Below are 21,836 nucleotides of genomic sequence, written 5' to 3' on the forward strand. Positions count from 1 at the left end.
CCTCACCCCACGGCCGCCGGGATCGTAACCTCCCGCCTCCGCCACACCCACGGCACCGCCGTCACCGCGCAGGCCAGCCCGAACAGGACCATCGGCAGCGCCCTGCCCGTCTCCTCGTCCATGAACAGCAGCATGCCGAGGTTCACCAGGGCGTGGAAGCCGCCCGCGAGGAGCAGGCGCCGCAGTCCCCCGACCTCCTCCAGGGCCAGGCCCAGGACGACGGACATCGCGATCGTGGCGAGCAGGAAGCCCGCAGCGTAGGCCGGGCCCTGGGCCAGCGCCTGGACGTGCCACAGGCCCCACACCGCCCCGACCGCCACCGACGCGGTGAGCGGGCCGAAGCGGGTGCGCAGCAGGGGCTGCAGGAAGCAGCGCCAGCCGATCTCCTCGCCGCAGGCGCCGACCAGTTGGGCGAGGGCGATGAGGAGGAAGGGGTGGTGCAGGCCGCGTGGGTCGGTGGCGTGGGCGGTGCCGGTGAGGAGGGCGTACGGGCCTGCCGAGAGGAGGGTGATCAGGAGGGGCGTGACGAGCAACTGCCGCCAGGGGGAGGCCGGGTGCCCCGGGGGACCGGCGAGCAGTCCGCGCGTCCGGGACGGCCACGGCAGAGCTGCCAGGGTCACGCCCAGCGCCGGGCCGAACTGGGTCAGTTGGACGACCTCCGTGGGAATCCCGGTGGCCGGCTGCACGGCTCCCAGCGCCCCGGCCGCCAGGAAGGCGACCACCAGATAGACCCCCGACCGGACCTTCCACCGCTGTCTCGTCTGTGTCGTCTGCATGATCTCGACGATGCCGGGGCGGCGACGCGGGCGGACTGCACCTGCTTGCCGAACCGGGGTGTACCCAGGTGCACCCCTCGGGTGACCCGTCCGCGCGGCATCCGGGATCCGCCGGGGCCGCGCGTTTGGGTGATCACATGATCAGCAGACGAATCGCGCACAGACGTGTCGCGGTGCTGCTCGCCACCGCGACCGCGCTCCCGCTCACCGGAACCGCCGCGGCGAAGCCTCGGCCCGCGGCCGGCCCGGCACCCCCAACCCCCGCCCCCGAACTCTCGAGTACGTCCCGCTCTCCGACGCGGTCGCCGAGGAGCCGGTGCCGATGCGCAGCGGGCGCAAGGGGTACGTCACCCGTAAGCGCCGGCACACCGTCTGGTGGCGGCGCAGGAACCATGTGCCGACCCTGCACGGCCGACCCAGGCCGTACGCCCGGTTCTTCGACGGCGGCCGGGCCTTCCACGCCGTCCACGGCAGCATCCGCACCACCGTCGGATCGATGGGGTGGGTGAATCTGGAGCTCGGCGACGCACGCGCGTTGTGGGACGTGCTGAAGAAGGGCGACCACGTCCATGGGTGGGGGCGGCGGCCCGGTACCTGATGCTGCCCCCGGGGCCCGCACGGGCCTCTGAGACACTGGGGGCGCCATGAGTGAGACTGCAGCTGTGCCGACCGCGCCCCTGCGCGCCCGGGCCGAGATCGATCTGGCCGCCCTGCGCGCCAATGTGCGGGCCCTGCGTGCCCGGGCGAAGGGCGCTGCCCTGATGGCCGTCGTCAAGTCCGACGCCTACGGCCACGGGGCCGTGCCGTGCGCCCGCGCGGCCGTCGAGGCGGGGGCCACCTGGCTCGGCACGGCCACGCCCGAGGAGGCACTCGCCCTGCGCGCCGCCGGCCTGGACACGCGTGTCCTGTGCTGGCTGTGGGTGCCGGGCGGGCCCTGGCGGCAGGCCATCGAGGCCGACATCGACGTCTCGCTCAGCGGGATGTGGGCGCTGCGGGAGGTGACGGAGGCCGCGCGGCAGGCGGGACGGCCCGCGCGGGTGCAGCTGAAGGCCGACACCGGGCTCGGCCGCAACGGCTGCCAGCCCGCCGACTGGCCCGAGCTGGTCCGCGAGGCCCTGCGCGCCGAGCACGAGGGGCTGGTCCGGGTGACCGGTCTGTGGTCCCACTTCGCGTGCGCCGACGAACCCGGACACCCCTCCATCGCCGCCCAGCTCGCCCTGTTCCGGGAGATGGTGGCGTACGCCGAGGAGCAGGGCGTGCGCCCCGAGGTGCGGCACCTCGCCAACTCCCCGGCCACACTGACCCTCCCGGAGACCCACTTCGACCTGGTCCGTCCGGGTATCGCCATGTACGGCGTCTCGCCCAGCCCGGAGATCGGCACCCCGGCCGACTTCGGCCTGCGGCCGGTGATGACGCTGCGCGCGTCACTGGCGCTGGTCAAGCACGTGCCCGGCGGGCACGGCGTCAGTTACGGCCACCACTACGCCACCGCCGGCGAGACCACCCTCGGCCTGGTGCCCGTCGGTTACGCGGACGGCGTTCCCCGGCACGCCTCCGGCACCGGTCCGGTGCTGGTCGACGGCAAGTGGCGGACCGTCGCCGGGCGGGTCGCGATGGACCAGTTCGTGGTCGACCTCGGCGGGGACGAGCCCCCGGTGGGCGCGGAGGCGGTGCTGTTCGGGCCCGGCGACCGGGGCGAGCCGACCGCCGAGGACTGGGCGCAGGCCTGCGGCACGATCGCGTACGAAATCGTCACGCGGATCGGAACGCGCGTTCCTCGCGTCTATGTGAACGGGGAAGAAGAGGGGTAGCCCCTTCTGAGACGGGCGCCGCGCGCCCGGTCGCTCCTGTCACGACCGGCACCACGCACCACACCTGCACCACAGGGGCCATACCGGCACCACCTGTTTCATTCACCCAGCGAACTGCAGTACGGCGAAGAGGAGCGGTACGTGAGCGAGAGCAGTGCGGAGGCCGTGGCGCGCGTCGCCGCCTCGGCGGCCGCCGCCTCCGCCGCGGAGGCGGCCGGCAGCTGGCGCAGGGCGACCGGCATCGCCGGTGCCGCGATAGGCGTGCTCGCCGCGGGCGCGGCCGCCGGTGTCGCCATCGAGCGGATGACCGTCGGCCGCGGTATGCGCCGCAAGGCCCGGCTGGCGCTGGACTCGGCGGGCCCCTACGGCACCCTGCGCGGCACCCCGGGCAAGGCGTACGCCGACGACGGCACCGAGCTGCACTACGAGGTCGACGACGTCGAACCCGACCCCGGCCCGAACGTCTCCCCGCGCCGCCGCCGGCTCTTCGGCCGCAAGGCACCCGCCCCGGTCACCGTCGTCTTCAGCCACGGCTACTGCCTCAACCAGGACTCCTGGCACTTCCAGCGCGCGGCCCTGCGCGGGGTCGTGCGCACCGTGCACTGGGACCAGCGCAGCCACGGGCGGTCCGGGCGCGGCGTCGTCCAGACCCAGGACGGCGTGCCCGTCGCCATCGAGCAGCTCGGCCGCGATCTGAAGGCGGTCCTGGACGCGGCCGTGCCGGACGGGCCGATCGTGCTGGTCGGGCACTCCATGGGCGGGATGACGATGATGGCGCTGGCCGACCAGTTCCCGGAGCTGATCCGGGACCGGGTGGTCGCCACCGCCTTCGTCGGCACGTCGTCCGGGCGGCTCGGCGAGGTCAACTTCGGGCTGCCCCTGGCCGGCGTCAACGCGGTGCGCCGGATCCTCCCCGGAGTGCTGAAGGCGCTCGGCCAGCAGGCGGAGCTGGTGGAGAAGGGCCGCCGGGCCACCGCCGACCTGTTCGCCGGGATCATCAAGCGGTACTCGTTCGCGACCCGGGACGTCGACCCCGCCGTCGAGCGGTTCGCCGAGCGGATGATCGAGTCCACGCCGATCGACGTGGTCGCCGAGTTCTACCCGGCCTTCACCGACCACGACAAGACCGAGGCGCTCGCCTGCTTCCGGGACTTCCCGGTGCTGGTGCTGGCCGGGGTGCAGGACCTGGTCACGCCCAGCGAGCACAGTGAGGTCATCGCCGACCTGCTGCCGGAGGCCGAGCTGGTGCTCGTGCCGGACGCCGGGCACCTGGTCATGCTGGAACACCCGGAAGCGGTCACCGACCGGCTCGCCGACCTGCTCACCCGCGCGGGTGCCGTGCCCGCAGGAGCTACCGTAAGTGGCTATGGAAGCACCAGCAGCACCGCACAACCCCGCTGAGACCCGGCTGACCATCACCTCCCCCGAGCAGATGCGGGAGCTGGGCCGTCGGCTGGCCAAGCTGCTGCGCGCGGGCGACCTGGTGATGCTCACCGGGGAGCTGGGCGCGGGCAAGACGACGCTGACCCGTGGGCTCGGCGAGGGGCTGGGGGTCCGTGGTGCGGTCACCTCGCCGACCTTCGTGATCGCCCGGGTGCACCCCTCCCTCGGCGACGGCCCACCGCTCGTCCACGTCGACGCCTACCGGCTCGGCGGCGGCCTCGACGAGATGGAGGACCTCGACCTCGACGTCTCGCTGACCGACTCGGTGATCGTCGTGGAGTGGGGCGAGGGCAAGGTCGAGGACCTGGCCGAGGACCGGTTGCAGGTGGTCATCCACCGAACCGTCGGCACTGCGCCATCGGGGGACACCCCCGAACCGGGCACGGACGAGGTACGGCACGTGACGCTGACCGGGCTCGGTCGGCGGTGGGCCGAGGCCGGTCTGGACGCGCTCGACGCCTGATCCGCCGTACTTTCCGACAAGCCGTCGGCAACCTGTTGCGCCGGACGTCCCGGGCGTGGTCACATGGTAGCCAGCCCGTGGTTAGGTGTGCCTAACTACGCCCCGCCCCCGCACGTCAGGAGGCGTCCATGCCCGCTTCTCGACCCACGGCGCAGCCGACCGAGCCGGTCGCGGTCTCCGGGGTTTCCATGCGCGACCTGCTGGCGTCGTGCGCGGCCGCGGACGCGATCTCCAGACCGCCGCGCCGGCCGGAGCCCGAGAAGACCGACCGGGACCGGGGGCACCGCCGGGCCGCGTAGCCGTGGCTAGCGGATGACGACGACCGGTACACCGATCGTCGCGAACTTCCACATCGCGTCGCCGTCCTCGCGCCGCTCCCGGATGCCGCCCGTCTTCACGCCGTCGGCGGTCATGCCGACACTGCTGCCCACCGCCGCGCTGAAGCCGATCACCACCCCGTCCACGCTGGTGAAGCGCACCACGTGCTCGATGGGCACGCCGTCCGTGCCGGTGACCGCGTTGGAGCGGGACGTGACCCAGTACCTGCCCACCGGCGGGTCGACGGCGCCCGGGCGCACCCCGAAGCCGCGCTGCACCACGTTCCTCTCGTCGACCAGCCAGACGCGGTCGTCGTCCACCGAGTACACGACCCGTTCACCCGTACCGGAGCCGCCCGGCAGGGCGCCCGGGTTGCGCAGGTCGCGCGGCGCCTTGCTGGCGCTCGCCGAGGGCGACGCGCCCGCGCCGGCCACGCCGCCGAGGCCCGCCGGTACGGTCGCCTGTGCCTGGTAGGCGAGGAAGCCGACGGTGCCCACGGCGGCCGCGGTGAGGCCGGCCACGATCCCCGAGCTGGTCCCTGCCACGTCCGCCACCTCTGCCTCGCGCCATATGTCGTACTTCGTACAGACCGTAGCAGTCAGTCACCGTCTGCCCCGGACGGCCATGCACGAGCCGCAGGCGCCGTAGGCTGTTCGCGTGCTCTTGCTCGCTCTGGATACCGCCACGCCCGCCGTCACCGTCGCACTGCACGACGGGACGGACGTCATCGCCTCGTCGAGCCAGGTGGACGCGCGCCGGCACGGGGAGCTGCTGCTGCCGGCCGTCGACCGTGTGCTCGACGAGGCGGGGCTCAAACTGGAGGCCGTCACCGGGGTCGTCGTCGGTACCGGTCCCGGCCCCTACACCGGCCTGCGCGTCGGCCTGATGACGGCCGACACCTTCGGCCTCGCGCTCGGCGTCCCCGTGTACGGCCTGTGCACGCTGGACGCGCTCGCCTACGCCGCCGACATCGAGAAGGCCCCCTTCGTCGTGGCGACCGACGCCCGACGCAAGGAGGTCTACTGGGCGAAGTACGCCGACTCCCGCACCCGCCTGACCGGCCCGGCCGTCGACCGCCCCGCCGACATCGCCGAGCAGGTCGCCGGACTCCCCGCGGTCGGCGCGGGCGCGCTGCTCTACCCGGACACGTTCCCGAGTGCCCACGAGCCCGAGCACGTGTCCGCCGCCGCGCTCGCCTCGCTGGCCGCCGAGAAACTCGCCGCGGGCGAGGAACTCCCGGTACCGCGCCCGCTGTACCTGCGCCGTCCCGACGCCCAGGTCCCCAAGAACTACAAGGTGGTCACACCCAAGTGATCGCACAGTTGCGCGAGATGCGCTGGTGGGACATCGACCCGGTCCTCGAGCTGGAGAAGGACCTCTTCCCCGAGGACGCCTGGTCCCGCGGCATGTTCTGGTCCGAGCTGGCCCACTCCCGGGGTGACGAGGCGACCCGGCGCTACCTCGTGGCCGAGGACGCCGGCCGCATCGTCGGCTACGCGGGCCTGGCCTCCTCCGGCGAGCTGGCCGACGTCCAGACCATCGCGGTGGCCCGCGACCAGCAGGGCACCGGGCTCGGCGCGCGCCTGCTCACCGAGCTGCTGAAGGCCGCCACCACTTTCGAGTGCTCCGAGGTCATGCTCGAGTGCCGGGTCGACAACGTCCGCGCCCAGAAGCTGTACGAGCGCTTCGGCTTCGAGCCCATCGGCTTCAGACGCGGCTACTACCAGCCGGGGAACGTCGACGCCCTGGTGATGCGCCTGACCACGGAATCCGGCGGCGGCTCCGCCACGGGTTCCTCCTCCGTACGAGAAACCGAGACCAATGACTGACGAACCTCTCGTCCTCGGCATCGAGACCTCCTGCGACGAGACCGGCGTCGGCATCGTCCGCGGCACCACCCTGCTGGCCGACGCCGTCGCCTCCAGCGTCGACGAGCACGCCCGCTTCGGCGGTGTCGTCCCCGAGGTGGCGTCCCGGGCCCACCTGGAGGCGATGGTCCCGACCATCGACCGCGCCCTGAAGGAGGCCGGCGTCTGCGCGAAGGACCTCGACGGCATCGCGGTCACCGCCGGGCCCGGTCTCGCCGGCGCCCTGCTGGTCGGCGTCTCGGCCGCCAAGGCGTACGCCTACGCGCTCGGTAAGCCCCTCTACGGCGTCAACCACCTCGCCTCCCACATCTGCGTGGACCAGCTGGAGCACGGCCCGCTGCCCGAGCCGACCATGGCCCTGCTGGTGTCCGGCGGCCACTCCTCCCTGCTGCTGTCCGAGGACATCACCTCCGACGTCCGCCCGATGGGCTCGACCATCGACGATGCGGCCGGCGAGGCCTTCGACAAGATCGCCCGCGTGCTCAACCTGGGCTTCCCCGGCGGCCCGGTCATCGACCGCTACGCCCGCGAGGGCGACCCGGAGGCGATCGCCTTCCCGCGCGGTCTGACCGGCCCGCGCGACCCGGCCTACGACTTCTCCTTCTCCGGCCTGAAGACGGCCGTGGCCCGCTGGATCGAGGCCAAGCGCGCCGCCGGCGAGGAGGTCCCGGTCCGTGACGTGGCCGCCTCCTTCCAGGAGGCCGTGGTGGACGTCCTCACCCGCAAGGCCGTCCGCGCCTGCAAGGACGAGGGCGTCGACCACCTGATGATCGGCGGCGGCGTCGCGGCCAACTCCCGGCTGCGTGCCCTCGCCCAGGAGCGCTGCGAGGCCGCCGGCATCCGGCTGCGCGTCCCGCGCCCCAAGCTGTGCACGGACAACGGCGCGATGGTCGCGGCCCTCGGCGCCGAGATGGTCGCCCGCAACCGGGCCGCCTCCGACTGGGACCTGTCCGCCGACTCCTCCCTGCCGGTGACGGACCCGCACGTCCCGGGCCACGGGCACGACCACGACCACGTGCACGAGGTCAGCAAGGAGAACCTGTACTCATGACGGTCGCCCTGATGTGGGAGGCCCGGGCCGCCGAGGGCCGGGGCGAGGAGCTGCTCGCCTGGACACGGGAACAGCGGCTCGCCCCCGAGCCGGTACGGTGCGAGACCTTCCGCGCTCCGCAGGACCGGGTGCTGGTCATCACGTGGTGGGAGGCGCCGTACGACGCCTCGCTGCCCGAACTCCCGGAGCCGGAAGCGGAGTTGGTGACCCGGGCCGTGCACCGGTGGCGGTTCGAGTCGGTGGACGGGTAGCGGCCGGACCGCTGATTGGCGCGGGCCCGTTCACGCGCTATGATCATCACACGCGAACGGCCGGAACCCCGGTCCGGACGCAGTGCGTTGGTGGTCCAAGGAAAGACGCCCCGCTTCCTGCGGGGAAATGCAGGTGCAAGGCCTGCCCGGCGCTCGACGAAAACCCCGCCCCCGGTTCTCCGGGGGCGGGGTTTTTCCGTTATCGGCGGCCGGCCTTCGCGGGGCTGGCCGCCTCCGCCTCCGGGCCTTCGAGCCCGTCGGCGCCGGTCCGCCGCTCCTGCAGATGCGCGTACGCCATCAGGCCGAACAGGACCGCGAGCAGCACCGCCGACGAACCCGCCGTACCCAGGTCCAGGCCGCCCTTGGCGGTCGGCTTGGTGAGGAAGTCGCCGGCCGTGGCGCCCAGCGGGCGGGTCAGCACGAAGGCGATCCAGAAGAGCAGGACGTTCGGGACGGCCGGCACCTTCATCAGCGCGAGCAGCGCGAGCAGCAGGCCGGTCACCAGGGCGGCGCCGCCCAGGTAGCCGAGGCCCGAGCTGTCGGAGAGGAAGTCGCCCATCGAGGTGCCGAGCGTGTTGGAGACCAGGATGGCCGACCAGAACAGGGCCTCGCCCCTGAAGGAGACGATCTCGGTGATCTGGAAGGTCATCCCGCTCAGCTTCCAGCCGAGGAAGATCAGCAGCAGGATCGAGACCAGGATCGCCGCACCCTCCGGGTAGCCGAGGCCGAGGCCTTGCGGGCCCCAGCCCAGCTTCGTGGCGCCGCCCGAGAGGTACTTGGAGCTGGCGTCCCGGTTCATGAAGTCGGACATCGTGGTGCCGGCCATGGAGGTCGAAAGGATCACGGTCCAGTAGAAGAACGGGTTGTAGCGGGACGAGCGCAGCTGGATCACCAGCGTCACCACGAAGACCAGGAACAGGGCGATGGTGGTGAGGAAGTAACCGAGCTTCAGCGTCTGCGCGAACAGGTCCCCTGCTGTCTCGCCCAGGGTCGTCGCGGCGATCTTCATGATCCAGAACGCCAGCGTGACCTCGGGCAGTTTCTTCATCACGGACTTCGTCGTCGTCAAGGGTGCTCCTGTCGGGGTGGGGGGTGATCAACTTCGGCCCGACCCTGCCAGGCGCAACCTGAACCCATCCTGAACGCCCGTGTCAGAGGTCTTGCGGAACCGGCTGCTCCGTGGTTCCGCTGTGGCTCAATACGTCCCCTCGACCCCTTCCGCTCAATCGGTTCCCTCGGACACCTCCACCTCGCAGCGCAGTCGGCGATCCGCCCCGACCATCCGTACCGGCCCGGTCAGCCGCAGCCGTGCCGTGCGCCGCACCTCCGCGCTCGAGGGCCCCAGCCGCAGCTCCAGCGCCCCCGGCTCCACCACCCGCGCGCCCGTGCGGTCGGTGAAGGAAGACAGGTCCGCGTGGAAGCGGAAGGTCACCCGGCGGGCCTCGCCCGGGGCCAGTTCCACCCGCTGGTAGCCGATGAGCCGGACGTCCGGACGGGTCACCGACGCCACCGGATCGTGCAGGTACAGCTGGACGACCTCCGCGCCCGCGCTCCCGCCCGTGTTGCGGACGGTCAGCGAGAGGTCGTACGAGCCGTCCGTGCCGATCTCGGTGACATCGTCGTCCGTGCCGTCGTCCCAGGCGAACGACGTGTACGAGCGGCCGTGGCCGAACGGGTACAGCGGGGTCGGGTCCAGGCTGCTGACCTCTCCGGCCAGGCCCAGCGGGGGCTGGAGATAGGTCCAGGGCTGCCCGCCGGGCACGCGCGGGACGCTCACCGGGAGACGGCCGGAGGGGTTCACGCGGCCGGAGAGGACCCCGGCGAGCGCCGGGCCGCCCTCCTCGCCGGGGAAGAAGGCCTGCACGACCGCGCCGAGCCGGCCGTGCCAGCGGCCCAGGGCGTAGGGGCGGCCGGTCAGCAGCACGAGGACGACCGGGACACCCGTGGCGAGCAGTGCGTCCAGCAACTCGCCCTGTACGCCCGGCAGTCGCAGGTCCGCCACATCGCAGCCCTCGCCCGAGGTGCCCCGGCCGAACAGGCCCGCCCGGTCGCCGAGGACCGCCACGCACACGTCCGCCTCGGCCGCCCGGGCGACCGCCTCCGCGAAGCCGGCGGTGTCCGGGTCCGAGACCCCGCAGCCCTCGGCGAACGTGACCTTGGCGTCCGGGAGTTCGGCGCGCAGGGCGTCCAGGACGGTCGGGACGGAGATGCCGAGGGGGACCTCGGGGTGGTGGGTGAGCACGTGGGACGGGAAGGAGTAGCAGCCGAGCATCGCGAGCGCGTCCGCCGCCCGGGGGCCCACGACCGCGACCCGGGTGTCGGGGGCCAGCGGGAGCAGACCGTCGGGGTTGTCCAGCAGGACCACCGACTCCTGGGCCAGTTGCCGGGCCAGCGCCCGGTTGTCCGCCGAGTCGAGGTCGACCGGGCCGTCCGGTTCCGGCTGCCAGTCCTCGTCCAGCAGGCCCAGTTCGCACTTCTGGAGCAGGACGCGGCGGGCCGCCCGGTCCACCAGGGACTCCGGGACGCGGCCCTCGCGTACGGCGGTCACGAGCGGGGCGCCGTAGCACTTCAGGGTCGGCAGTTCGACGTCGATGCCCGCCGCGAGGGCCAGGTGCGCCGCGCCCGCCTCGTCCTCGGCGACCCGGTGCTGGGTCTGCAGGAAGCCGATGCCGAAGTAGTCGGCGACCACCGTGCCGGTGAAGCCCCAGCCGTCGCGGAGGAGGCCGGTGAGCAGGTGGGGGTCGGCGGAGACCGGCACGCCGTCCGTCTCGGTGTACGAGGCCATCACCGAGCGCGCCCCGCCCTCGCGCAGTGCCATCTCGAACGGCGGCAGGGTCACGTCCGCGAACTCGCGCACCCCCGCCCGGACGGGCGCGAGGTTGCGGGCGCCGGCCGAGGACGCGTACCCGGCGAAGTGCTTGAGCGTGGCGACGATCCCGGCCGACTCCAGGCCCCGCACATAGGCCGCGCCGATGGTGCCGACCAGGTACGGGTCCTCGCCGATCGTCTCCTCCACCCGGCCCCAGCGCGGATCGCGGACCACGTCCAGGACGGGGGCGAGACCCTGGTGGACACCGACCGAGCGCAGATCGCGGCCGATGTGCCGGCCCAGCTCCTCGACCAGTGCCGGGTCGAAGGCCGCGCCCCAGGCCAGCGGCACCGGGTACGCCGTCGCACCCCAGGTCGTGAAGCCCGCCAGACACTCCTCGTGTGCGACGGCCGGAATTCCGAAGCGGCCCGCCGCCGCGATCCGCCGCTGGGCGCGGGCCAGGGCCTGGGTGCCGAGCGCCGGGTCCACGGGTGCGGTGCCGAAGGAGCGGGTCAGCTGGCCGAGGCCGCGGGTGATCAGCTCGTCCCACTCATCGGCGGAGGGGCCGGCGGCCATCTCGCGCTGCAGCGGGGCGACGCCGTCCCCGTCCGTGGCGGCGCCCACCCACACGCCGTACAGCTGGGCGGTCTTCTCCTCCAGGGTCATCCGGGAGAGCAGGTCGTCGACGCGGTCGGCGGCGGGCAGGGCGGGGTCGCGCCAAGGAGCGTTGGTCATGGAACTCCCGTCGGATGGGGTCGGGATGCTCGCGAATGTTTCGGACAATACCTCGAATGTTCCGGGAACCTATGGCGCACGTAGGCCTTCGTCAAGAGGGCCTGCAGGGATACGATCCCGGGCATGAAGCCTTCGAAGCCCGCAGAAACGCAGACGGCGACCCTCGCCGAAATCGCCCGGGAAGCCGGGGTGTCCGCTCCGACTGTTTCGAAGGTCCTCAACGGTCGCGCCGACGTCGCCCCGGCGACCCGCACCCGGGTCGAGGAGCTGCTGCGCGCCCACGGCTACCGGCGTCGCCGCGCCGAGGCCTCCCGTTCGCCGCTGATCGACCTGGTCTTCCACGAGCTGGAGAGCGCCTGGGCGATGGAGGTCATCCGGGGCGTGGAGAACGTGGCCCGGGACGCGGGCCTGAGCGTCGTGCTGTCCGAGTCCGCCGGGCGGCTCACCCCGGGCCGGACCTGGGCCGACCAGGTCGCCGCCCGCCGCCCGCACGGGGTGGTGCTCGTGCTGTCCGGCCTGGACGAGTCCCAGCGGGCGCTGCTGACCAGCCGCTCCATCCCGTTCGTGGTGATGGACCCGGCCGGCGACCCCGGCCCGGACGTCCCCTCCATCGGCGCCACCAACTGGCAGGGCGGCCTCGCCGCCACCCGTCATCTGGTGGAGCTGGGCCACACCCGGATCGGCGCGATCAGCGGGCCCTCCCGGATGATGTGCAGCCGCGCCCGCCTCGACGGCTACCGCGCCGCCCTGGAGACCGCCGGACTCCCCGTCGACCCGGGCCTGGTCAGGACCGGGGACTTCCACCACGACTCCGGCTACCGGCTGGGCCTGGAGCTGCTGCGCGGCCCCGACCGGCCCACCGCGGTCTTCGCGGGCAACGACCTGCAGGCGCTCGGCCTGTACGAGGCCGCGCGCGAGCTGGGGCTGCGCATCCCGGAGGACCTGAGCGTGGTCGGCTTCGACGATCTGCCCGTGGCCCGCTGGGTGGGCCCGCCGTTGACGACCGTACGGCAGCCGCTGACCGAGATGGCCGAGGCCGCGGCCCGGCTGGTGCTGGAGCTGGGCCGTGCCGAGGACGAGCGGGCGGCGACCCGGGTGGAGCTGGCGACCAGCCTGGTGGTGCGTTCCAGCACGGCGGCGCCGGGCGCGCAGTGACACCGGTGGCCGGAAGTTGACGTATTGACGGGTGGGGTGTGCGCCCCCACACTCCTCCGAAGTCAATCGGTTGAACGACCGAAACTTTCGGAGGCGCCCGCAATGAGATCCTCCAGAACTTTCTCGAGGGCCTGTCTGGCCGCTCTGGTCGCCACCGTCGGCCTGTTCGCCGGCGGCACCGGCACCGCCCACGCCGCCGACACCCCGCTGCGCGACCTCGCCGCGGCGAAGAACAAGGTCATCGGCACCGCCGTCACCGGCTCCAAGCTCACCGGCACCTATGGCGACCTGGCCGGGGCGCAGTTCAGCTCGCTGACCCCGGGCAACGCCATGAAGTGGGGCACGGTCGAGCCCACCCGGGGCAGCTTCAACTGGAGCGAGGCCGACCAGATCGTGGCGTTCGCCCAGGCCCACCACCAGCAGGTGCGCGGCCACACCCTGGTCTGGCACAGTCAGAACCCCAGCTGGCTGACCAACGGCAGCTGGACCTCCGCCCAGCTGAGCAGCCTGCTGCAGAACCACATCAGCACCGAGGTCGGCCGCTACAAGGGAAAGATCGCCGCCTGGGACGTGGTCAACGAGCCGTTCAACGAGGACGGCAGCTACCGCTCGACGCTCTGGTACGACGGCCTCGGCTCCGGCTACATCGCGAACGCCCTGACCTGGGCGCACGCGGCCGACCCGGATGCCAAGCTGTACATCAACGACTACAACGTCGAGGGTGTCGACGCGAAGTCCACCGCCCTGTACAACCTGGTCAAGTCCCTCAAGCAGCAGGGCGTCCCGATCGACGGCGTAGGCCTGCAGGCGCACCTGATCCTCGGCCAGGTGCCGGCCACGCTCCAGCAGAACATCCAGCGCTTCGCCGACCTCGGTGTGGACGTGGCGATCACCGAGCTGGACGTACGGATGGCGCTGCCCGCCGACAGCACCGAACTCGCCCGGCAGGCGGCCGACTTCAAGTCCGTGGTGGCCGCCTGTGCGGCCGTGACCCGCTGCGTCGACGTCACCGTGTGGGGCTTCACCGACTCCGACTCCTGGGTGCCGAGCACGTTCCCCGGGTACGGGGCGGCGACGCCGTACGACGAGAACTACGCGCCGAAACCGGCGTACTACGGCATCGCCGAGGCCCTCGGCGGTTCCACCACCACCCCGCCCCCGACCGGTGCCTGCACCGCGGCCTACAGCGTGGCCGGCCAGTGGAACACCGGCTTCACGGGCCAGGTGACGATCTCCTGCTCCGGGGCCTCGCTGTCCTCGTGGAAGGCGAACTGGACGTTCGGCGCGGGCCAGCAGATCACGCAGGCCTGGAACGCCGGCTGCACCCAGTCGGGCGCGGCGGTGTCCTGCTCGAACGCCTCGTACAACGGGTCGGTGCCGGACGGCGGTTCGGTGACGTTCGGTTTCAACGCGTCGTGGAGCGGGAGCAATCCGCTGCCGACCGTGACGCTGGGATGAGAATTTCCCAAGAAAACCGTCTCTCACGGCTTCCGCTAACAGTCTGCTAATAATTCGGACTTACGTTCCTGCCCGTGACGCGACATGAGGAGCAGGGCGACGCGGGCAGACGGGTGGGCCGGCGGTCGAGAGCGCTGAAGGCCGTCGGCCTCACTCTGGCGGGATTCCTGGTGCTGGGCGTGGCCACGGCCGGCTACGCGTACTGGCACCTCAACAACAACATCAAGAGCGTCGACATCAACAGCGCGCTCGGCGACAACCGGCCGGCGAAGGCGGTGGTCACCCCGGCCGTGAGCGCCTCGGCCGCCGCCTCCCCGCTGCCCACCGAGGCCCTGAACATCCTGGTCCTCGGCTCCGACTCGCGCAGCGGCAAGGCCAACCAGGAACTGGGCGGCGGCGACAGCTCCGGCGCCCGCTCCGACACGGCGATGGTGGTGCACATCGACGCCGGCCGCACGAAGGCGACCGTCGTCAGCATCCCGCGCGACACCCTCGTCACCCGCCCGTCCTGCCCGCTGTCCTCCGGTGGCTCCACGGCGGTGGCGTACCACGCGATGTTCAACAGCGCCTACTCGGTGGGCGGTCCGGTCTGCGCGGTCAAGACCGTCGAGTCGATCACCGGCGTCCGCATGGACCACTACATCGAGATCGACTTCTCCGGCTTCGCCAAGCTGGTGGACGCGCTCGGCGGGGTCACGGTCACCACCGACCAGGACATCGACGACGACAGGAGCCATCTGCACCTCGCCTCCGGCACCCACCACCTGAACGGCACCCGGGCCCTGGCCCTCGCCCGCACCCGGCACGGCATAGGCGACGGCAGCGACCTCGGCCGCATAGGCCTGCAGCAGAAACTGGTGAAGGCCCTGCTGGAGCAGATGGCCACCACCGACCTCCTCACCGACCCGACCAAGCTCTACAAGGTCGCCGACGCGGTGACCGCCAGCCTCACCACGGACACCGGCCTCGACTCCCTGGGCGAGCTGACGAAGCTCGGCCAGAGCCTGAAGGGCCTCACCGCCGACCGGGTGAAGACGGTGATGATGCCGGTCGTCACGGCACCCTCCGACGCCAACCGGGTGGTGGCGAAGGAACCCGCGGCGAGCCGACTGTGGGCGTCGCTGCGCTGAGCGGCACCACCGGTCGCCTTGCCGAGCAGCACAACCATCGGTGTGACAGGCGAGTCTCCTGCGGTGACCAAGTCGCCGTACATCTGGGGGTTTTCCGGTGTTCCCGTTGCGTTCGCACGCCCGTTGGGCAGTCCCGCTGGCTCTGGGCCTCACCGCCCTGGGGGTCGCCGTCCCGTCCGCGTCCGCGACGAAGACCGCCGCTCCCGTCCGCGACGACTTCAACGGCGACGGCTACCCCGACCTCGCCGTCGGCGCTCCGCAGGCCACGATCGGGGGCAAGGCCAGGGCGGGCTACGTGACCGTGATGTACGGCGGCCCGCACGGCCTGTCCACCAGCAACCGCACGATCATCAGCCGGGCCACGTCCGGCATCCCCGGCAGCCCGGCCAAGGGCGGGGTCTTCGGCTTCCAGCTGTCCAAGGGGGACCTGGACGGCGACGGGTACGCCGACCTGGTCGTCGGCTCCACGTCCGGTGACGCGGTCGTGGTGTGGGGCGGGCCGCGCGGACTGTCCGGCGGTACGTCGATCCCCGCCGCCGACACCCAGACCGGCGACTTCGACGGCGACGGGCGGCTGGACCTGGCCCTGTTCCGCACGACCTTCTCCGGCGGCGACGACCCGGCCGGCACCACCGCCACCCTCTGGAAGGGGCCGCTCAAGCGCACCGGCACCCCGGTCGCCAAGACCCCCCTGGACCCCGACCACCTCCAGTACATCGACATCCAGGACGGCGCCACCGGGGACCTCAACGGCGACGGCCGCGACGACCTCGCGCTCACCGCGTACTGCGGCGACGGAAGCCACTGCACCAACGTGTACCTCAGCACCCCCTCGGGCTTCGCCCCGTCCGTCGCCTTCCCCGGAGACCGTGCGGCGGCCATCGGGGACGTCAACGGCGACGGCCGCGACGACCTCGTCACCGGCCGCGCCGAGGACGAGGAGATCTGGGTGGCGTACGGCTCGGCCGCGGGCCTGGGTGCCCCGGACACCTGGAAGTCGTACACGCAGAACACCCCCGGCGTCCCGGGCGCCCTGGAGGAGAACGACATGTTCGGCCGCTCGGTCGCCGTCGGCGACATCACCGGCGACGGCATCGACGACGTGGCGGTCGGCGTGCCCGGCGAGAACCAGTACGAGGGCGTCGTCGACGTGCTGCGCGGCAGCCGCTCCGGCCTGACCGGCGCCGGCGCGCAGGTCTTCAGTCAGAACACCAAGGGCCTCCCCGGCACCGCCGAGGTCAACGACGCCTTCGGCTACACGGTCGGCCTGGTCGACATCAACGGCAACGGACACGCCGACCTGGCCGCCTCCGCGCCGAGCGAGGACGCGGGCAACGGCGCGGTCTGGGTCCTGCGCGGCCGCCCCACGGGCGTGGTCACGGACGCGGCCCTCGCCTTCGGCGGCAAGGCGGTCGGAGCGCCGTACACGAAGGCGGGGTTCGGGGCCGAGCTGAAGTAGCGGCGTCGCGCGGTCCCGGAAAAAATTCTTCGGGGAATTTCCGGGACCGTGTCGATCCGGGTGTCTCCCGATCGACGCATGGGTGAGCGGCGGGGACGGACCCCGCCGCACCGACCGAAGGAGTCACCATGCCCCGCTATCTGTCGCTCGTGCGCATCGACGAGGCCTCCGTCCCCGCCGAGGGCCCCAGCGAGGAGCTGATGCAGCGGATGGGCCGGCTGATCGAGGAGGTCACCAAGGCCGGGGTCATGCTCGACACCGCCGGCCTGACCCCTTCCGCCCAGGGCGCCACCGCGCGCTGGGAGGGCGGGAAGATCTCCGTCACCGACGGGCCCTTCACCGAGTCCAAGGAGGTCGTCGGCGGCTACGCGATCATGCAGTGCAAGGACATGGCCGAGGCCCTGGAGTGGACCAAGCGGTTCCTGCAGGTCCACGAGGAGTTCTGGACCGTCACCTGCGAGGTGCGGGAGATCGCCGAGGGCTGAGCGGTCCTTGGCCTCGGGCCGCCCGGGGGTGTTGCATGGTGGGCTGTGGAAGCACAGCCCACCGCGGCGCACGCGATCGAGACCGTCTTCAGGCTGGAGTCCCCGCGGGTCGTCGCCGGCGTGGCGCGCATCGTGCGGGACGTCGGCATCGCCGAGGAACTGGCGCAGGACGCGCTGGTCGCGGCGCTGGAGCGGTGGCCCCGGGACGGCGTGCCCGACAACCCCGGCGCCTGGCTCATGGCCACCGCCCGGCACCGCGCCGTCGACCTGGTCCGGCGCCGTGAGACCTACGCCCGCAAGCTCGCCGAGATGGGCCGCGACCTGGAGACCACGGCCCCGCCGGAGGAGCCCGCCGACCCGGAGGACATCGACGACGACCTCCTGCGGCTCGTCTTCACCACCTGTCACCCGGTGCTGTCCGCGGAGGCCCGCACGGCGCTGACCCTGCGGCTGCTCGGCGGCCTGACCACCGCCGAGATCGCCCGGGCCTACCTCGTACCGGAGCCGACGATCGCCCAGCGCATCGTCCGCGCCAAGCGCACCCTGGCCACGAAGAACGTCGCCTTCGAGGTGCCGTACGGTCCCGACCGCGAGGCCCGCCTCGGCTCCGTCCTGGACGTCATCTACCTGATCTTCAACGAGGGATACGCGGCCACCGCCGGGGACGACCTGCTGCGTCCCGGACTGTGCGAGGACGCCCTCCGGCTGGCCCGCGTGCTCTGCGTCCTGATGCCCAAGGAGCCCGAGGTGCACGCCCTGACCTCGCTCCTGGAGTTCCAGGCCTCCCGCACCGCCGCCCGCACCGGCCCCGACGGCACCCCGGTGCTGCTGAAGGACCAGAACCGCCGCCGCTGGAACCGCATGCTCATCGCCCGCGGCATCCGGGCCCTCGGCCGCGCCGACGCCACGGCCCCCGGCCCCTACGCCCTCCAGGCCGCCATCGCCGCCTGCCACGCGCACGCGTACACCTACGAGGAGACCGACTGGCGGACCATCGCCACCCTGTACGGTCTGCTCGCGACCCGCGCCCCGTCCCCGGTCGTCGAGCTGAACCGCGCCGTCGCCGTGTCGATGGCCGAGGGCCCGGCCGAGGGACTGAAGCTGGTCGACGCCCTGACCGCCGAACCCGCCCTGCGCGACTATCACCTGCTGCCCAGCGTGCGCGGCGACCTGCTGGCGCGGCTCGGGCGCACCGCGGAGGCCCGCGAGGAATTCGTCCGCGCGGCCGGACTGACACGCAACGAGCGCGAGCGCCAGCTGTTGAACGCGAAACTGCATTCCCTTCCTGATCACTGAGGGTTTACAGTTGCGCGGCTGCCACGCAACCGGCGTGACACCTTCCGCGGGCGGGGCAGTACCACCGATACCTGTGGGGGGTACAACGCATCGTGCGCTCTTCCAGATCTTCCGCACGCCGCCGGCTCGTCGCGCTCGGCGCCACCGTGGCCCTGACCGCCGGCACCGTGGCCGCTCTGGCCCCGGGCGCCTCGGCCGGCACCGACTGGACCGCGACCAACGGCATCCTCACCGCGGACATGGACGGCAGCGTCTCGCAGCTGTACGAGGACGGCACCGCGCCCGTGGCCCGGCTCGGCAACGCCATGAAGCCCGCCTGGTCGCCCGACGGCAGCCGTATGGCCTACGTCAACCAGTCGACCGGACGCGTCAACGTCGTCGGCCACGACTTCAAGGGCCCCGTCGAACTCCCGGTCGACACGACCGACTCGATCCTCGCCGACGACCCGACCTTCTGGTGGGGCGGCAGCGACGTCGTCTTCACGCTCAGCGGGCGGCTGCGCGTCGCCCCGTCCGACGGCAGCCGCGTCCAGCAGCACCTGTTCGCCACCGCGCAGGAGGGCTGCGACAGCCAGCCCAGCGGCGCCGTGAACGGCAAGCTCGCGTTCATCCGCTCGGGTACCACCTGCAGCGGCGACCGGCGCTTCGGCGCCGTGTGGCTGTACGACGGCGCGAAGGGCACCTTCAAGCAGCTGGTGGCGGGCAAGGCCAACGCGCCGGCCATCTCCCCGGACGGCACCAAGGTCGCGTACACCGTCGGCGGCAAGCTGTACACGGTCGACGTGGCCACCGGCGCGGTGACTCCGTGGCTGCCCGACGAGACCGGCTTCATCAGCAGGCCCGCATGGTCGCCCGACGGCACCAAGCTGGCGTACGAGCTGTCGACGACCTCGAACGAGCTGCAGAACCAGGTCCTGGACCTGGCCGGCGGCATGACCGAGGTGCTCTACGACACGCCCACCACCGCCAAGTGGGACCTCGCCTGGCAGCCGCTGCGCAAGAACCTCACCGGCCGGGTCTGGGGCGCCGACACCTACGCCACCAACATCGCCTCCTCGCGCTGGACCTGGAACAAGGTCGGCGGCAGCGTGCCGGGCCTGATGAACGCCAAGTCCGCGGTGCTGATCAACCGGGACAGCACGGCGTACTCGCTCACCGCGCCCGCCCTGGCCGGCAAGAAGCACGGCCCGGTGCTCGGTACCCCGAAGAGCGGGCTGTCCTCGGCGGTGAAGTCGGAGCTGAAGCGGATTCTCAAGCCCGGCTCCACCGTCTACCTCGTCGGCGGCACGTCCGTCCTCAGCAGCACCGTCTCCTCCCAGGTGACGTCGCTCGGCTTCACCCCGAAGCGGCTGTCGGGCACGGACCGCTACGCGACCTCGGTCGCCGTGGCCAAGTCGGTCACCGGCACGCCCAAGTACGTGTTCCTGGCCGACGGCACCACATACGCCTCGGCCCTCCCGGCGGCGGCCGCCGCCGGTGCGAACGGCACGAGCAGCGCGGGCGGCGTCGTCCTCACCAACGGCAGCACGCTGACCTCGTCGGTGAAGTCGTACCTGAACAGCCTGAACCCCAAGAGCACCATGGTCATCGCGGTGGGTTCGAGTGCCAAGTACGCGCTCACGCACACGTACTTCTCACACTGGCCGTCGACGTTCACGTACTACCCGATCACGGCGATGAAGGCCGGGCGCGAGCCGGCCGGGGCACTGTCCGTGGCCCTCGCGAAGTTCTGGTGGAGCGCGCCCTACCAGGTGGCCCTCGCGCCCGACACCTCCTGGCGGGGCGGTGTCTCCGCGGCCTCGGCGATGAACGTCTTCGGTCCCGTCCTGTGGACCGACCCCGCGGCCCTGCCGAGCGAGGTCAAGAGCTACCTCGTGCGCGAGGCCGCGGGAACCCAGGCCGTGATCGCCTTCGGCGGCAACTCGTCGGTCTCGCCCGCCGGACTGGACACGGCGGGCACCGCGATCAGCGCGGGCGCCGGCCAGTTCGTGTACCACCCGTACTACAACGGCGACCTGCCGGTGAGCCCCCTCGCCGCGAGCACCGCCGCGGGCACGTCCGGGCCGGTCGGTGCCGACCCGCACCTGGAGCCGCTCAGGACGCTCCACCGGCAGTAGCCGGCGACTGCGCGGGGGCACCGATCAGCATGGTCGGAGCCCCCGCGACCCGGGTGAGGAACACCGTTGCCGAGCCCGGCCCCTGCGGCTTGACCTTCCTGCGCAGCTCCTCCGGCTCCACCGCCGACCCCCGCTTCTTCACGGTCAGCGTGCCGACCTCCCGCTCCCGCAGCAGGGCCTTCAACTTCTTGACGTTGAAGGGGAGCAGGTCGGTGATCTCGTAGGCCGAGGCGTACGGCGTCGGGTGCAGTTCGTCGGCCGTGACGTACGCGATGGTCTCGTCGATCAGGCCGCCGCCGACCTCCTCGGCCATCTCCGCGACCAGATGGGCGCGGATGACGGCGCCGTCGGGTTCGTACAGGTACCGCCCGACGGGGCGCACCCGCGGATCGGGCAGACCCTGGCCGAGCAGTGCGCGCGGGCCCGGCAGCAGCGTGGCGCGTACGGCCCCCTGCGCCCCGGTGCCGAACCACAGCACCGCCTCCTTCACGTCCCCGCCGTCCGAGATCCACTCGGCCTCGGCCTCGGCGGGAATCGCCTCGTGCGGGATGCCGGGGGCGATCTTCAGAGCGGCGCGCGGCGCCCCGAGGGCCGTGGCGACCGCCCAGGACAGGGGCGGGGAGTACGCCTCCGGGTCGAAGATCCTGCCCCGCCCGCCCCGGCGCGCCGGATCCACGAACACGGCGTCGTAGCCCGCCGTGTCCACCTCCGTGACGTCCGCCTCCCGCACCTCGATCAGCCCGGCGAGCCCCAGGGCCTCGGCGTTCGCCCGTGCCGTGGCCGCCGTCCGCGGATCCCGGTCCACGGCCAGCACCCGGATCCCGGCCCGGGCCAGCGCGATCGCGTCGCCGCCGATCCCGCAGCACAGGTCGGCGACCGAGGTCACACCCAGCTCCCTCATGCGGCCCGCCCGGTACGCCGCCACGCTCGCCCGGGTCGACTGCTCGACCCCGTTCGGCGTGAAGAACATCCGCCGCGCGTCCTCGGCCCCGAACTTCGCCACCGCCCGCTGCCGCAGCCGTGCCTGACCCAGCGCCGCCGACACCAGTTCGGCGGGGTGCTCGCGGCGCAGCCGGGTGGCCACGGCCAGCTCCTGTGCGGGGTCGGTGTCGCGCACCTCGTCGAGGAGGGCGCGGCCTTCGGGGGTGAGGAGAAGGGCGAGGTCGTTCACCGGGTCATTGTGGGCCAGTCGGAGGATGGTGCGCCTCCGG

General features: G+C 72.5%; 21 protein-coding genes. 16 read left to right on the top strand and 5 right to left on the bottom strand.

The features are described from left to right. Positions 1-2: 2 nt before the first annotated feature. Positions 3-776 (bottom strand): lysostaphin resistance A-like protein, encoded by a 774-nt coding sequence (locus ACIF83_RS26430; RefSeq protein ID WP_399730488.1) that lies wholly within the window; start codon positions 774-776, stop codon positions 3-5. Positions 777-1,098: 322 nt separating this feature from the next. On the opposite strand from ACIF83_RS26430, the gene ACIF83_RS26435 reads away from it, so the two are divergent. From ACIF83_RS26435 to ACIF83_RS26455, 5 genes are all read left to right on the top strand, one after another. Further along, entirely contained in the window at positions 1,099-1,374 is a 276-nt protein-coding gene (locus ACIF83_RS26435) for a L,D-transpeptidase (protein WP_399730491.1), read from the top strand. A 46-nt stretch (positions 1,375-1,420) separates the two neighbouring features. Beyond that, positions 1,421-2,587, top strand: coding sequence for an alanine racemase (alr, locus tag ACIF83_RS26440; RefSeq protein ID WP_399730494.1), 1,167 nt, complete (start codon positions 1,421-1,423; stop codon positions 2,585-2,587). Between the two features lie 141 nt (positions 2,588-2,728). Next, on the top strand, positions 2,729-3,988 hold the full coding sequence (locus tag ACIF83_RS26445; RefSeq protein WP_399730497.1) for an alpha/beta fold hydrolase: 1,260 nt from the start codon (positions 2,729-2,731) through the stop codon (positions 3,986-3,988). Further along, complete coding sequence (tsaE, locus tag ACIF83_RS26450; RefSeq protein WP_398136968.1) at positions 3,954-4,493, top strand: tRNA (adenosine(37)-N6)-threonylcarbamoyltransferase complex ATPase subunit type 1 TsaE; 540 nt, start codon at positions 3,954-3,956, stop codon at positions 4,491-4,493. Before ACIF83_RS26445 ends, tsaE begins: the two co-directional genes overlap by 35 nt. A 128-nt stretch (positions 4,494-4,621) precedes the next feature. Further along, a complete protein-coding gene (locus tag ACIF83_RS26455; protein WP_393467648.1) occupies positions 4,622-4,792 on the top strand; it encodes a hypothetical protein in 171 nt (56 codons plus the stop codon). A gap of 6 nt (positions 4,793-4,798) precedes the next feature. Here ACIF83_RS26455 and ACIF83_RS26460 read toward each other — a convergent pair whose 3' ends face one another. Continuing rightward, positions 4,799-5,356 carry a hypothetical protein gene (locus tag ACIF83_RS26460; RefSeq protein WP_393467650.1) on the bottom strand — a complete coding sequence of 186 codons (558 nt, stop codon included), beginning with the start codon at positions 5,354-5,356 and terminating at the stop codon, positions 4,799-4,801. 112 nt (positions 5,357-5,468) lie between these two features. Between ACIF83_RS26460 and tsaB the strand changes: the two genes are divergently transcribed. The 4 genes from tsaB to ACIF83_RS26480 are packed head-to-tail and all read left to right on the top strand — an operon-like array spanning position 5,469 to position 7,981. Continuing rightward, positions 5,469-6,125, top strand: a complete 657-nt coding sequence (gene tsaB, locus ACIF83_RS26465; RefSeq protein ID WP_393467653.1) for a tRNA (adenosine(37)-N6)-threonylcarbamoyltransferase complex dimerization subunit type 1 TsaB — start codon at positions 5,469-5,471, stop codon at positions 6,123-6,125. A 17-nt stretch (positions 6,126-6,142) separates the two neighbouring features. Next, a complete protein-coding gene (rimI, locus tag ACIF83_RS26470; RefSeq protein ID WP_393469751.1) occupies positions 6,143-6,640 on the top strand; it encodes a ribosomal protein S18-alanine N-acetyltransferase in 498 nt (165 codons plus the stop codon). Continuing rightward, entirely contained in the window at positions 6,633-7,730 is a 1,098-nt protein-coding gene (gene tsaD / locus ACIF83_RS26475; protein ID WP_393467656.1) for a tRNA (adenosine(37)-N6)-threonylcarbamoyltransferase complex transferase subunit TsaD, read from the top strand. The genes rimI and tsaD overlap by 8 nt, the downstream gene beginning before the upstream one ends. Next, a complete protein-coding gene (locus ACIF83_RS26480) occupies positions 7,727-7,981 on the top strand; it encodes a hypothetical protein (RefSeq protein ID WP_399730503.1) in 255 nt (84 codons plus the stop codon). Before tsaD ends, ACIF83_RS26480 begins: the two co-directional genes overlap by 4 nt. Positions 7,982-8,180: 199 nt before the next feature. Here the strand turns inward: ACIF83_RS26480 and ACIF83_RS26485 are convergent, their stop codons facing one another. Beyond that, the gene (locus ACIF83_RS26485) at positions 8,181-9,050 is read right to left on the bottom strand and encodes a hypothetical protein (RefSeq protein WP_399730506.1); all 870 of its coding nucleotides are present in this window, start codon (positions 9,048-9,050) and stop codon (positions 8,181-8,183) included. Positions 9,051-9,203: 153 nt separating this feature from the next. Further along, positions 9,204-11,525, bottom strand: a complete 2,322-nt coding sequence (locus ACIF83_RS26490; RefSeq protein ID WP_399730509.1) for a glycoside hydrolase family 3 N-terminal domain-containing protein — start codon at positions 11,523-11,525, stop codon at positions 9,204-9,206. A gap of 123 nt (positions 11,526-11,648) precedes the next feature. On the opposite strand from ACIF83_RS26490, the gene ACIF83_RS26495 reads away from it, so the two are divergent. From ACIF83_RS26495 to ACIF83_RS26525, 7 genes are all read left to right on the top strand, one after another. After that, positions 11,649-12,680: a LacI family DNA-binding transcriptional regulator gene (locus ACIF83_RS26495; protein ID WP_399730512.1), complete on the top strand. Its 1,032-nt coding sequence runs from the start codon at positions 11,649-11,651 to the stop codon at positions 12,678-12,680. Between the two features lie 102 nt (positions 12,681-12,782). Beyond that, positions 12,783-14,138 carry an endo-1,4-beta-xylanase gene (locus ACIF83_RS26500; RefSeq protein ID WP_399730514.1) on the top strand — a complete coding sequence of 452 codons (1,356 nt, stop codon included), beginning with the start codon at positions 12,783-12,785 and terminating at the stop codon, positions 14,136-14,138. 74 nt (positions 14,139-14,212) lie between these two features. Continuing rightward, positions 14,213-15,268: an LCP family protein gene (locus tag ACIF83_RS26505; protein ID WP_393467672.1), complete on the top strand. Its 1,056-nt coding sequence runs from the start codon at positions 14,213-14,215 to the stop codon at positions 15,266-15,268. A 97-nt stretch (positions 15,269-15,365) separates the two neighbouring features. Further along, positions 15,366-16,727 carry an FG-GAP-like repeat-containing protein gene (locus ACIF83_RS26510; protein WP_399730518.1) on the top strand — a complete coding sequence of 454 codons (1,362 nt, stop codon included), beginning with the start codon at positions 15,366-15,368 and terminating at the stop codon, positions 16,725-16,727. 128 nt (positions 16,728-16,855) lie between these two features. Beyond that, positions 16,856-17,212 (top strand): YciI family protein, encoded by a 357-nt coding sequence (locus ACIF83_RS26515; RefSeq protein ID WP_393467677.1) that lies wholly within the window; start codon positions 16,856-16,858, stop codon positions 17,210-17,212. A gap of 45 nt (positions 17,213-17,257) precedes the next feature. Beyond that, positions 17,258-18,508 (top strand): RNA polymerase sigma factor, encoded by a 1,251-nt coding sequence (locus tag ACIF83_RS26520; protein ID WP_399730521.1) that lies wholly within the window; start codon positions 17,258-17,260, stop codon positions 18,506-18,508. Positions 18,509-18,600: 92 nt separating this feature from the next. Then, on the top strand, positions 18,601-20,625 hold the full coding sequence (locus ACIF83_RS26525) for a cell wall-binding repeat-containing protein (RefSeq protein WP_399730524.1): 2,025 nt from the start codon (positions 18,601-18,603) through the stop codon (positions 20,623-20,625). Here ACIF83_RS26525 and ACIF83_RS26530 read toward each other — a convergent pair. Beyond that, positions 20,603-21,796, bottom strand: coding sequence for a methyltransferase domain-containing protein (locus ACIF83_RS26530; protein WP_393467687.1), 1,194 nt, complete (start codon positions 21,794-21,796; stop codon positions 20,603-20,605). The two genes, ACIF83_RS26525 and ACIF83_RS26530, sit on opposite strands and share 23 nt — an antisense overlap. Between the last annotated feature and the right edge of the window lie 40 nt (positions 21,797-21,836).

Source organism: Streptomyces sp. NPDC085866 (assembly GCF_044541035.1).
GTDB lineage: Bacteria > Actinomycetota > Actinomycetes > Streptomycetales > Streptomycetaceae > Streptomyces.